General features: G+C 59.8%; 12 protein-coding genes and 1 pseudogene. 4 read left to right on the top strand and 9 right to left on the bottom strand.

Features of this window, described 5'->3' with window-relative positions; genetic code table 11:
- Positions 1–15 precede the first annotated feature (15 nt).
- The 3 genes from AC24YW_RS35675 to AC24YW_RS35685 form a co-directional block, all read right to left on the bottom strand.
- Complete coding sequence (locus AC24YW_RS35675; protein ID WP_487487070.1) at positions 16–1,308, bottom strand: Shedu immune nuclease family protein; 1,293 nt, start codon at positions 1,306–1,308, stop codon at positions 16–18.
- 75 nt (positions 1,309–1,383) lie between these two features.
- A complete protein-coding gene (locus tag AC24YW_RS35680; RefSeq protein ID WP_487487071.1) occupies positions 1,384–2,088 on the bottom strand; it encodes a hypothetical protein in 705 nt (234 codons plus the stop codon).
- 545 nt (positions 2,089–2,633) lie between these two features.
- Positions 2,634–4,619, bottom strand: a complete 1,986-nt coding sequence (locus AC24YW_RS35685) for a hypothetical protein (protein ID WP_461331496.1) — start codon at positions 4,617–4,619, stop codon at positions 2,634–2,636.
- A 153-nt stretch (positions 4,620–4,772) separates the two neighbouring features.
- Between AC24YW_RS35685 and AC24YW_RS35690 the strand changes: the two genes are divergently transcribed.
- On the top strand, positions 4,773–5,387 hold the full coding sequence (locus AC24YW_RS35690; protein WP_487487072.1) for a hypothetical protein: 615 nt from the start codon (positions 4,773–4,775) through the stop codon (positions 5,385–5,387).
- A gap of 143 nt (positions 5,388–5,530) precedes the next feature.
- On the opposite strand, the pseudogene AC24YW_RS35695 reads toward AC24YW_RS35690, so the two are convergent.
- From AC24YW_RS35695 to AC24YW_RS35720, 6 genes and pseudogenes are all read right to left on the bottom strand, one after another.
- Positions 5,531–5,914: pseudogene (locus AC24YW_RS35695) on the bottom strand (hypothetical protein).
- 18 nt (positions 5,915–5,932) lie between these two features.
- Positions 5,933–6,133, bottom strand: coding sequence for a hypothetical protein (locus AC24YW_RS35700; protein WP_487487073.1), 201 nt, complete (start codon positions 6,131–6,133; stop codon positions 5,933–5,935).
- A 468-nt stretch (positions 6,134–6,601) separates the two neighbouring features.
- Positions 6,602–7,147 carry a hypothetical protein gene (locus tag AC24YW_RS35705; RefSeq protein ID WP_487487074.1) on the bottom strand — a complete coding sequence of 182 codons (546 nt, stop codon included), beginning with the start codon at positions 7,145–7,147 and terminating at the stop codon, positions 6,602–6,604.
- 330 nt (positions 7,148–7,477) lie between these two features.
- Positions 7,478–8,233 carry an ImmA/IrrE family metallo-endopeptidase gene (locus AC24YW_RS35710; protein WP_461327369.1) on the bottom strand — a complete coding sequence of 252 codons (756 nt, stop codon included), beginning with the start codon at positions 8,231–8,233 and terminating at the stop codon, positions 7,478–7,480.
- The gene (locus tag AC24YW_RS35715; protein WP_461327368.1) at positions 8,230–8,655 is read right to left on the bottom strand and encodes a hypothetical protein; all 426 of its coding nucleotides are present in this window, start codon (positions 8,653–8,655) and stop codon (positions 8,230–8,232) included. The genes AC24YW_RS35710 and AC24YW_RS35715 overlap by 4 nt, the downstream gene beginning before the upstream one ends.
- On the bottom strand, positions 8,652–9,260 hold the full coding sequence (locus AC24YW_RS35720) for a sigma-70 RNA polymerase sigma factor region 4 domain-containing protein (protein ID WP_461327367.1): 609 nt from the start codon (positions 9,258–9,260) through the stop codon (positions 8,652–8,654). The genes AC24YW_RS35715 and AC24YW_RS35720 overlap by 4 nt, the downstream gene beginning before the upstream one ends.
- Before the next feature lie 146 nt (positions 9,261–9,406).
- On the opposite strand from AC24YW_RS35720, the gene AC24YW_RS35725 reads away from it, so the two are divergent.
- The 3 genes from AC24YW_RS35725 to AC24YW_RS35735 are packed head-to-tail and all read left to right on the top strand — an operon-like array spanning position 9,407 to position 12,130.
- Entirely contained in the window at positions 9,407–10,606 is a 1,200-nt protein-coding gene (locus AC24YW_RS35725) for a nucleotidyltransferase domain-containing protein (RefSeq protein WP_487487075.1), read from the top strand.
- 4 nt (positions 10,607–10,610) lie between these two features.
- Positions 10,611–11,093 (top strand): type II CBASS E2 protein, encoded by a 483-nt coding sequence (locus AC24YW_RS35730; RefSeq protein ID WP_461327376.1) that lies wholly within the window; start codon positions 10,611–10,613, stop codon positions 11,091–11,093.
- Complete coding sequence (locus tag AC24YW_RS35735) at positions 11,090–12,130, top strand: CBASS cGAMP-activated phospholipase (protein ID WP_487487076.1); 1,041 nt, start codon at positions 11,090–11,092, stop codon at positions 12,128–12,130. Before AC24YW_RS35730 ends, AC24YW_RS35735 begins: the two co-directional genes overlap by 4 nt.
- Positions 12,131–12,303: the final 173 nt, after the last annotated feature.

The raw sequence follows: 12,303 nt of genomic DNA on the forward strand, positions 1-12,303 counted from the left end.
AGACTGCTCAAGGCTTCAAATTGCTCTGGTCGCTTCATCCACCTCACCAGCGTTTCGAGCCGTAGACCGGCGCTGCAGTGAAGAGATGATGTTCTCCAGCCGGCGCAATAGGTCATCGTAGGTCAGAATATCGATCATGTTCGCATATTTGCGCTTAATGATCTCTAGATCGAGTTGCTGCCTCCCGTCGAGCGCCAAGGAACCGTTCGGGCGCCGATCACGGCCAAGAATGATCATGGCCTTGGGAGTTGTGATATGGATCGCCATGCCAGGCGGAAGCCTTTCCGAGTAGCGTTGCGTGAGGGCCTTCTCACCGGCCAAGCCCCATTTGGACAGGTGAAACAGGTATTTCTCCGCCTGCATGATGCTGCCGGAAAGCTCCTTAGTTGGGATGTAATTGTCTCGATAGGGAGTGCGAGCCATGAGCGCATCGTCGAAGGGCTTTTTTATTTCAATAACGTTGATGTTTCCGGCCGCATCGACCAGTGCGAGATCGATAAAGCGGTCTCTGGTGGTTCCCGGGGACGAATAGGCGTCGACCACCTTCACGTTGGACAACACCGCTACGTATTTTGGAAAAATTAGCAGCAGAAAATTGAGGATCATCTTCTGCCAGTCGTGTTCGGACCGCGTCGCGCCGTCCCGCAGCCATCCGATGATGGTGTCGCGGATGAAGACGTATTTTTCGATCTCCGTCTGGAGCAGCTCTTGTTGCGCCAAAGGCACGTCGGACGCAGTCGAGCGCCGGCGGTTGAGATAGCCTTCATACTGTGCTCGCGCGTCCTTCATGGGTGTGATGTAATCGCCAATCACGGTTGCGACCCTGGCGGCGGCATATCGGTTGAGTTCGGTGGTGTTGGGGAATTTACTCAACAGGGCCCTGAAATCGGCGATTGGAATGGCGCCGGGCCGGTCGCCACCAACGATTATCGGCTGATCGGGTGCGACGAGACTGGCGATCTTGCTGAAAATGGAGATGTTCCGCTCGGCAACGAAAATCTTTCGTTCGATCGGGAGGCCCGTGTCGGCGATAAGTACCGCGTTATCAATATTAAAGATCCGGCCCTTGATGTGGAAATAGCCGCCACGGCGCACCGCGAAGCGGAACGAGTACTGAAAGTTCTCGAAGTCATTCTCATCGTCTGTCTCAGCTGGCTCTGCGACCAGGTCCTGACGATTGAACGTGAAGACTCGACTAAGAGTGACGGTGCCGTGATCTTGTAGTTCACGCCAGACCCATCCGTTTCCTGGCTGGTCGGCTTGGTACGTCAACACCAGGCCGGACGTAGAGCTTACGAAATCGACCAATGCTTTACTCCTCCTAGGTCACGCAACCGGCCTATGCAGCCTTTGGAGCACACTGGGACGCGGCTCAGCTCGTGTTTAGGATTGCTGCTCCTTCCACCGACGATGCTCCTCACGCAGTGCGGGCTCAGTTGAAGCGAGCTGGCGATCGTAATCCAGTCCGTTGGGGCTTGCGGCGGCCACTTTCGCAGAAAGGACGAGGAGCCGCCACGCCGCGTACTCGTGAAACGGATTCAGGCCGATAACGTTACCAAGCGAGAGATCGCTCGGCGCCGGCGCCAACAACAACCTGGAGAAGGTGGCGATGGCAGCATTCATATCCCAGTCCGAGACGAACAGCACTAAGGCGCACAGGGCGAGCAACGCGACCGGGGGTCCCTTCAGCCTATAGTAATCCGGACGGACCTTACCAAAATCGATGCCGCCATTCGCAGCGACGAAGCTGGCAAGCGAGACCGCTGCGTCGTAGTAGCGCTGGAGTACAGTGGGGTCGAACACCTCGCGCTGATAGTGCTTCCGAAGCAGCTCCCCCGCTTGTCGACAAATCCCGTCGTCGATTGGGATACCTTTTATCAGATCGAACAGATGCTGATGATCTTCGGTGAACCGATGCTTGGCGGCGGCTTTCCAGTTGAATGCGGGCATTTCCGCTTGAGCTGGGTGGAATGTCCAACGTTGGTAGCTGGGACGACGATGGAGCGCTCGCGTCCAGGCAATCGCCTCTTGCGGCGTTGTTAGGGTGAAGCGACTGGCGGACTTAAGATCGAAGAACCACTGGCGCATGTCCCGAATGCGCCGCTGGTCAATAACCCTTGCTCGATACCTTTGCACACGAGGAGCCGCACGGCCCTCGTTTCTGTGCTTTTCTCCGAACCGAAATCGAGGACGCTTGCCTGCACCGATCGATTTTCGTCATCGCCGTAGAACTCGCAGAATGGGTGGTGCGCGTCGCCACCATTGGGATCGACGAACCTGAAGTGTGCTTGCCGGAGAACAGCCCTTGACGCACGCGACCTGGCGGATCGAACCACGCGAGCACCGAACTTCCCGCACGATGAGCATTGGATATCGGCGCGGATCGCCTCGCCGGATGCGCTGAGAAGCTCAGCTCCATCGCGTTCCGATGTCGGCTTTTCGCCTGTCATCAACATCGCGAGTTGGTCGACATCGAGTTCGCGGGCGAATCTGACTGAAAAAGCAGTTGCGGGCATCTCTTCCCCAGATACATCTGATCCTGAAGCGCCCGACAAACGATCGAGCGACGCGGCGGTACGCTACATATCAGGATTAACGTAGGGTCTGGACTCTCGCAACGTGAAGCCACCTGGCTACGGACACCAATTGTGCGCGCAATAGCTGTCGATCGGTTTGGTGATGGTCTTGATCACCTGGTCGACGACCTGTCCAGGCGTACTCCTCTTGAAGGAGCCGGCGGGGTCCGCGATCCATTCCTTCAGCTTTTCGGTGGAAACTTCGTGACCTATGCGTTCGGCCATCTCCTTCGTGAACTTGCCAATGGCGACGAAAAACTTCACCACCTCATTATTCGGCCCAATGACGAACGGACCCAATTTGACCTCGGTCGACGAGTCGCCACCACAAGCCGCTGGTTTCGCCAGTTCGGATATCGCTGCCCTCAATGCCTGGCGCGCCGCCGCGGCTCGAACCATTTCGTCGGCGCGATCAGATGTCGACACCGTTAGCGATGCCGTAATGAGCCAGCCGGCGTCGCTCACATCGATCCCAATCGGAGAAACTGCAGCAGATAAATAACGCCATGCCGGCTCGATCGTCATGCTTCGGCCGCTCGCCGAAAATTGCCGCAAGTGCCCGTCCGGATCCCGCGCATCGATCACCAAGGGCAGCCCGTCCAGAACGATGATCGGTGTCGGGCCAGCCAGCGCCAATGGCTGGTGTCGCACGATTCCTACGCTTGGCACCTTCGTCCATCCAAAATCCGTCTTCGCCTTGCCATCGGTCTCCAGGTCGAGATCGAAGCGGCCGCAGCGCGCTGCGGGACGCACCACCACTAAATTGGCCCCGTTGAGAGAGGCCGCTTCAACTTTGAGGTCAATTCCAGAACGGGCGACCGCGTCGCCGACGAGACCTAGGGTTGTTCCGACTCCACCGCCGATCAGCGGATCCACGTGGACGTGCACTTTCGCTTCGGCGTGCGCCGCCGCTTCGAGATCGACGCTCAGCCCCTGTTTTGGCACCCAGTTCGACTTGATGTTGCCGATGACGACTTGGCCGGTCAGCGAGCGATCGTCGACGAACTCTGCGAAGGTGCCGCCCTTCCCAAGGAGATCGTCGCTCCAATTGTCTTCGGCGATACGCCCATTTATCTTTGTCGATTGGACCGTCACCGTCCTTTGCGCTGGCGGTTGGCTCGCGAACCGATCAAGCATGGAGAGGAGCGGCTTCGATGACAGCCAGACTGCCATGTCAACGGCTGGTGTCTCCACCCGAAGCAAGGTGGAGCGAATGCTTTCGAGTTCATGTGTAAGGGAATCCGGGCTGCCTCCTTCTGGAACCGGCGGCTTCGGATAGGAGTCCTTTTCGCTCGAGGCTAGTAGCCACATCCCGTTCCGGACTATCAGCGGGAAGAAGGATCCGACTGTCCAGGAGACTTCCGTCTTCGGCACGGCCAGTTCGTAAGTCAAGGTCGAGCCCAATCCCTTGTTGAGGTCAACCGTAGCAGTGCTCTTCCCGCCGAACTCCGCCTGCAGGTTCTGCTGTAGCGGCACGCTCAACGGGGCGGCGGCAAGCAACTTGGGAAGCAGGCCTGTGGTGATCAGTTCGGACGCCAATCTACCGCCCCGAAAATCAAGGCCGGCCCATGCGATCCGAGGCACGATATCGAGCGGTATCATCCTAAACTCGAGCACCCCCGAGCCCGGCTTTGACTCTTCGTAGCCAGCATAAACGAGCTCGGAATCGACTTTGAGCGTTAGATCCGCGCCTCTCTTTGGTGACGAAGCTTGCAACTCGAACTGAATGTCGAGAAATGCCGGCATCGCCGTTACAGACACGTCTTTGAGCTTAAGGGACAGATCGTCATCTTGCAGCGCGAGAGTGAGGCCGTTCAGGGTTCCCACCAGTTTTTTCATCGCGTCATTGGAGAGGAAGACCGCCGCATCCCAGCCGGTGGGCGATGGGGCTCGCTTGAGCGCAGCCTCCGCCAATTTGGCCGCCTGCCACTCCAGCCCGAGCCGATCTGCCCGATAGGCGACTTGAAGCCGTTCGCGATAAACAGCGAAAGCAGCTCCCCCCACAACGGCTAGAGCGATCAGGGCGGCAACGATCCTCTTCATGTAAAGGTACTCCGTGACAACACGCTGAAGTTATGAAAAACTGTAAAATACAACCCCACTGAAATGACATTGTCGATACTTTTGATGGATTGGAATCTTGAATTTGTCGCTGCGTCCTTATGGCCGCACGAACCAGGTTGTTAGGGTGTTTTCATGTTGCCGTTGGCGCGCTTCTGGACCTGGATTGGCACCGCTTACGTTCCTGCCCTGGCCAGCGGCATCTTCTACATCAATAACGGCCCTCACCGGGGCGTCCTGATTTCGGCCGGTTACCTCGGCCTTTGCGCAAGCCTGGCAGTCGGCACCATCCTCGCCGTGACCCTGGCGCTCTATGTCATGAAAGCCCGCAAGTCGGCGGATCCGATCCTTGCCCCTCCAAACACCCTATTCGAAGACGCGGAGCATCGAAATCGGCTGATATCGTGGGGTACAGTGATCGTTTTCGCGCTTGCAATACTGGTGGGGCTTATCGGCTTTGGCAACAGATACGCCGACAGCCGCATCCACCTATGGGACAAAACGACCCCGCTGGCGGACTCATTCACCGCCAGCCGAGCGGCCGCCTATGCAAAAGGCTGTCCGAAGGGGCCATGCTTCGCGATGGGCCAGCGCATGGAGGATAAGACACCGGCCGAACATGTGGCGGAATATGTCTTGTACTGGACCGATGGCTTCCTGATCTTTCTGTGCCTGTCCCTCTTGGCGGCTTTGACGTTCCTCGCTCGTGCTTTCCGCCAACCCCATGAGCCTCCAAGGTACACCCTCTAGACGGACATGGCTGGTTGTTCGCTGGTGGGAGCGGCCCTGATGCCGCTCTAGTTCAGCGTATCGGCTGTTTCCGCAAAGTGCGCCAACCAAACGCAGGCCAAGTTGGGTCAGCAGCAGAGATAGTCAGGCTGCCGCTCCGCAGACTAGCAAGCGCTCGCCCGCGCCCGTTCGCGAGCTTCGCGCCGTCGCTTCGCCCGTTCGACGGGCTTTTGTAGCGGGCGTACCGGCACCTCGCTCTCCTCGATTGGAACCGCGTCGATCTCCTGGGCGGCGCCAGGACGCGCCTCCATGAATTCCAGCACGGCCCGCCCCTTGGCGGTGATCTTCCAGCCGCCGTTTTCACGCTCGATATGGCCTTGCGAAAAGATGTCGAGCTCCGGCACGCGCGCAGCCAGCCGCTTGGTGCGATCGGCCCAATCCCGACCGCTGGTCGCCAGGATCGCCAATGTCGCGCTTCAGATCGGCCATCGCGGCGAAGCCGTTCGGGTACTCACCAGGATCTTCAGAACCGTGACCTGAAACTTCACCCCCGCCCCCTTGTCCGGTCAGCGCCACATGATCGGCGCTTGCGAGAGAGCCGCGCGCGCGACCTGCCTTAGTTCGTCCGGCGACACTCCGCCTCTGGTAGCCGCCTCCAATATTTTTGAGGCGACGTGCGTACGCGCACCGATCTCGCGGTGCGAAACGCTCTCGCAGACCTCGTCGAGGACCGCGTGCAATAGCGCGGTGGTTGTTGCATCGAACATGAAATGCCCCTGTGCGGGAAAGCCGCAGCTTAGTGCGTTTGCTCGGCATTGGGGATTCAGGAATGTTAACCTTTGCGAAAGAATGGTGCCCGGCGGTGCTACCCTCAAGGTCGAGGCGGGCGGCCGTTCGGGTTCCACCACAAGTCGGAACCAGCAGAGCTACCTGTCAATTCACTACATGAAAATACGTTAAATTTCAATGCCTTAATCAAATTCAGCTCATTGGTGGCGCACGGCAAAGCGTAACAGGGGGGAAACTGGGCCCCAAATGCTCGTTGAATTTCGACCGCGGATGCACTAGATTGCGCGGAGATCGCTGGACATAGGGCGTGAGCACAACCAGCCCCTCCTGATGGGAAACGTCAGGGCCATCTCATGAGATGGGCAGCCCCGAAAGGGGTCAAGAGGTTCGCCCCGAGACATCTCACGATGTCGCACAGGCCCGAAAGGGCCTGTTCGTTTTTTCTACTACCACGGTCTCTTTCGATTCCGATCGTAGTTGCGGCGTGGCGACTGCCCCTTCAGTGTCAGATCGACCAAGGTCGCAAATTTCACCTGACCGAACGTTGCGACCCGCCTGCTTGAATCACGCACAAACGCGCTCCGGACGCGCATCTTCAATTTGGCGCGCTTGTCTCCCTTCCACCGCTCAAGCGTGAACGGAATCACGTAGTGAAGCGGGTCATCGCCCTGCCCCGCCGCCAATTTCACAACTAGACAACGGTCGCTTTCGCCGAGCCATACCACGCCGCTCACGGCGTGCTCTATGTGGGCCCAAATATCCAACGAGGCCTGATACCGCTTCTCGCAGAAACGACCATCCTTCCTCGAGCAAGGCGCAAACTTGGGCCGTTTGTCGTCCTCGGTAGCATCCTCGGTGAAACAGTGATCGGAAAATTCCACCAAAATGTCGTGTTGCTCGCCGTTGAACTCGACTGAAATGACGGTCTCGTCCAGATGCCGGAGATCGTACGACTCCTCGCCGATCTTGAAAATTCCCCAACTGACCGCCAAGACAAATCCATCGCTATTCTGAACCGACACCTTGGAGGTCGCCGGAAGCTATTGCACGCCGGTAAAGACCGGAAGCCTCAGCCTGATCGCGCCGTTCTAACGAAGGTCGCGTTGAAGGCCGCGCGGAAGCGCCTCCTCCCAGGAAACACCATCCCGAAAGTGACGTCGGCCGGCTGGGCTGAGTAACAAGTCATCTAATTAAGAAAGCGGCCGATCGCAACCATGAGACGGCTTAGCGTTGCCAGACTGTCGAACGAAAGCTCCTGGATCCCCCTGTCCAAATCGGACCGGTCGCTACAAAGAGGCCGGGCTGAACTCGCAGCCCAAGGTCTAAGCGATCGCCTGTCGGGGCAGCGTGAGCACAGTGAGGATCTCATCATCCGGCAGCAGGAACGACTGCTCTTCCACCTCGTACCGATCGCATCCCTTGAAATCGAACCACGCATCGGCCGGATTCTTTCGGGGAAAGTTCTGTTCGTCGGCACCTCTGAGCAGCATATCGGCAGCGAACGTCTGATCATCCAGTGCCCTGACAGGCCGCCACCATTGCGCAATCATCGGTGACGTCTTGTACCAAACGCGCTCCCGCCTGTTATGGCAAACGATGACCATGGGGAAATGGTTCAACGCGGTCATCTTCACGAGCGTGGCCGTGAGACTAACGTCGAACTCGTCGGCCAACTCCCTGGACGCCGCCAAAGTGAGACGCTTCATCTTCCGAAGTCGAGGAAGCACCATGAAATTCGGAAGGATCAGATCGGAGGCGAAGTCGTCGGCACGCCGCTCCGGGCTGAGGGCGTCATGCCTGAAATTGCAGACGTCGTTCTTGCCGCAGAAGAGAATCTTTCCGCGGTCGAAGTGCCAATGCCCAAGTTCGTGTCCGAGGGAAAAGCGGCGACGCTGGCGCATGCTGAGACTATTGACCGAGATGACGGCGCGCTTCGTCGATCCCACGATCGTGGCTTCGCAGTTGTCGATCGGCCTGTAATTGACCACTGCGCCCTGCGTCCATGCGATGGCGTCGAGGTCGATATCCTTGGGCTCCGCGATCCCGAGCCCGACAAGCAGGCGCTCTGCCGGGGTCATCCTTCCCCTTCTTCCTTGTCCTCGTTTTCAAGTGCCTCGAGCTGCGCCAGATCCTTCAATAAGTTTTCCTCATCGCTCACCGAAAGTTTGCCGCCCTTGCGCGCGGCCATCATTGAATCAGCGACTTCACCGGAACGCATCCCATCGAAACGACGACGCGCTTTCGCAAGGTCGAAGCTCTTGACGTTCTGCTGCTCACGGTATGCCTTCGATTCATCCTGAGCCCGCTTGAAACGCATGCGAGCGGCACGCGCCTTTGCCTGCTCCAAAGCGCGGCCGGCGCGAGCCACGGCCTGGTCGAAATCGTCACCCGCTTCCTTGAAGTCTTCACGCAGATCGGCTTCCGAGGCGTCGAGGATGCTGTCGTCAATGGCCTTGTCAATCTTGGACAATCGTTCGAGGTCTGTCGGGTCTCTGCTCATAGCCGCCATCCCTTCGGATACTCCCGACGCGCGATGCGCCGGATTTTCTTGACCACGTAGTCCAGGCGAGCCTGGTCGACGCCAAGAAGATCTCGCAACGCTTCTCCCCTCATGTCGCTCTCCCAGCCGAGTAGCACCATGCTCATCTCCTCGTCGGCGCCGTAGTGCACATTCAGTGCCGCACAGACTTCCGCTGCCCGCCGATCCTGTTCCGCCCGAATCGCCGCGTCCTCAGGGTTAGGTCCCGAATCCATCAACTCAAACTTCGACTTGCGCTCGTCGGTCGTCGCACCCTCTATCGGGACCTGCTGCATCAGTCGATCGCGCCGGTGGCCGGCGATGTTTCGCATCGACTGGACCAGGAAGGCCATGAACCGGGTGATCCGCGGGCAACGCTTCTCCTCGAACAGCGCGGAACACATCGCCTCCTGCAGCAGGTCGCCCTCGGCGAAGTCGGTCCCACCAAGGTAGCGGCGTTCAATAGCGTCCAACCGAACAAGGTCGAGTGGCGTCAGTCCATCCAGCGCCGACGCCACCTCATCGTATGTGAGGTGCTCGGGCGCGGAGGCCGATACTTCGGGAGGTGGCACGCTGACGTCGTCCATAGCTTCACGCATCCTATGCCGCCCAAAAATTTCTTTCGGACAAAAACAATCGAGTCCGAAACGCGCGGCTGGCCGGCATGCAGGTGTAGAGGCGACCGGTTTCGAAGAGAACCGGGGGCAATCATTCGAAAACCGGTGTTGAAACAATGAATTACATAGCAGAACGGGCGCAGCTGCGCCAGTCGCAGCTGGCGGACCTCATTGAGGAGGCCTGCCAGCATCTTGAGCCGTCATCCAATCAGCGCGAGGTCGCGCAGCAGCGCTATGAGGGCGTCGGCGACTGGCTGTCCCGGTCCGAGGACCCGCTGCTGGCCGAGATCGCAATCCGGCTCCAGGGCTCCGTGGCGATCGGCACGACGGTCAAGCCGATCGGCAGCGCTGAATACGACGTGGACCTGGTGGCCCACGTGCCGGATATCGACATTGCCATCTCGCCCTCGATGCTCAAGCGGCAGATCGGGGATCGCCTGCGGGCCAACGGCCACTACGCCCCCCTGCTGCAGGAAATGCCCCGCTGTTGGCGGCTCAACTACGCCAACGAATTCCACCTGGATATCACCCCCAGCATCCCCAATCCCGGCTGCCCGCTCGGCGGCGAACTCGTCCCCGACAAGATGTTGAAGTCCTGGAAGGCGTCGAACCCCATGGGATACCGCGCGAAGTTCGAGCGTCGCGCCAAGCTGCGGGCCCGCATCCGCTCCGCCTTCGGGCGGACCCTCGGCAGCACCATCGCGAAGGACTCGGTGGAGCCCTATCCGGAGGAAATGAAGCTGAAAGGCCTCTTGCGCCGGACCGTGCAGATCGCGAAGCGTCACCGCGACCTCGAATTCATTGATGACACCGACGGCTTGGCTCCGCTGTCCATCATTATCACAACGCTGGCATCGCGAGCCTACGAGTTTTGCGTCGGCAACCTGGTGTATAACCACGGACTGGACCTGATCGTCGACCTGCTGCGTCGCATGCCGGACTTGATCGAGACCCGCGTCACCGACACCGGTGTGGAATGGTATCTCTGGAACCAAACGACGATCGGCGAGAACTTTTGCGAAAAATGGAACAAGCACCCGGAGCGCGCGGCCGCGTTCTTCGAGTGGCACACCAAGCTGATCTCCGACGTCGAGCGCCTCGCCGCCGCGCAAGGGCTCGACGACGTGCGCCGCCTGCTGGGCGATGTCGTCGGACGCTCGCCGGCTAATGCCGCGCTCGATGCGCTAACCGCACGCGTCAACACGGCCCGTACCGGCAACAACCTGTCGATCAGCAAGCCAGCGGGTCTGATCTTGGGAACGGCCGCCGGTGCCACGCCCGTCCGGGGCAACACCTTCTTCGGCGACGCGCGGTGACGGAATGCGATTGGGGCGCCGGAAGCCGCTGACAGCAGCACAGCAGTACGTGAACCTGAGAGCCAATCCGCTGAGCTCTGGAGACGGCGTGCTGCGGGCGGGCGCTTTCGTCTGGAGGTTCGATACCTCACCCTCGCCTCTGAGCCGGATCTACCGCGTTCGCATCGAGATGGCGCAGGAGCGATCGCCGCGCACGTTCATCGAGACGCCGGATCTCGCGGAGCTCGCCGGCGGTCGCGACTTGCCCCATGTCTATCACAATCCGACGCGCTTGTGTCTCTATCTGCCTGGAACCTCAGAGTGGCAGCCATGGATGCGGATCGATCAGACGATCGTGCCGTGGAGTGCGCTTTGGCTCTGGTATTTCGAGGACTGGCTGGCATCCGGCGAATGGAAGGGCGGAGGCGTCCATCCGTCGGGACACGATCGAGAGCTCGGCCGCCCGCCGAGACTCCGTTTCAGAGATCAAACGGGAGTGCACGCATGAGCCACGACGACCTGCCGACCTACAAGATCCTGTCCATCGACGGAGGCGGTATCCGCGGTGTCTTCCCGGCCGCCTTCCTGGCGAAGCTTGAAGATCAACTCGACGCGCCGCTAGCCTCCTACTTCGACCTGATCGCAGGAACGTCCACGGGCGGCATCATCGCCATCGGACTTGGGCTCGGCTTGTCGGCGAAGGATATCCTCAAGCTCTATGAAGAACAGGGCCCCGTCATCTTCGATCAGCACCGCGGCGCCGTCGCGAACTTCGTGTTGCAGCGCTGGAGAGGCGCGCGTCACCTCTTCGCCTCGAAATATTCCTCCAAGCCGCTGCGCGACGCGCTCGTCGGCGTGCTCGGCGATCGACGACTCGGCGAGAGCCGGACCCGCCTGGTCGTGCCAGCGTGGCATCCGATGCTCGAGCGGGTCTACATCTACAAGACCGCCCATCATCCGCGGCTCGAGACCGACTACAAGGTCTCGGCGGTCGACGCCGCGATGGCAACGGCAGCGGCCCCAACTTTCCTGGACCCGCACGTCACGCAAGACGCGATCGAGCTCGTCGACGGTGGGGTTTGGGCAACCAACCCAATCGGTGTCGCGGCGATTGAAGCCATCGGGATGCTCAATTGGCCGGCGGATCGGCTGAAAATCCTCAGCATCGGCACGACCAACGACGTGAAAGCGCCACCTCGATGGAAGGGCAAGCTACCCATGGCGACGTCGATGGTGCGCCTGTTCATGGCGGGACAGTCCCACAGCGCGATGGGTACGGCAAAGATCGTCACCGGCGACGTCCATCATCGGCAGGCAATCTGGCGGATCGATCAGACCGCTCCGTTGGGCCGGTACACCCTGGACAACGCCGGACGCATCGCGGAGATGAAAAACCGTGGCTTCACCGAGGCTCGCGAGCAGCTGCCTATCCTGCGGCCCCATTTCTTCGCCCAACAGGCGAAGGCTTTTGTGCCGCACCACCCGCTGCCCCCCGCGAACGCCGATCTCGATCCTGACAAATCTGCGTTCGATCCAGCCGCATAACATCGTTGCTGTGGCGTTGCAGTCTCAAGGTGCGGGACAGTTCTTCTCAGCCACGCATCTAACGCGCTGGATTGCCCGAAACTTGATGGCGCGGATCTCGACGGCAAGCCTCCCCGAAGGAGTTCGACGCTTGCGATCCGGAGCTCAACGGAAGTATGAGACCACCTCGCCCT

The organism is Bradyrhizobium sp. USDA3516 (assembly GCF_057651995.1).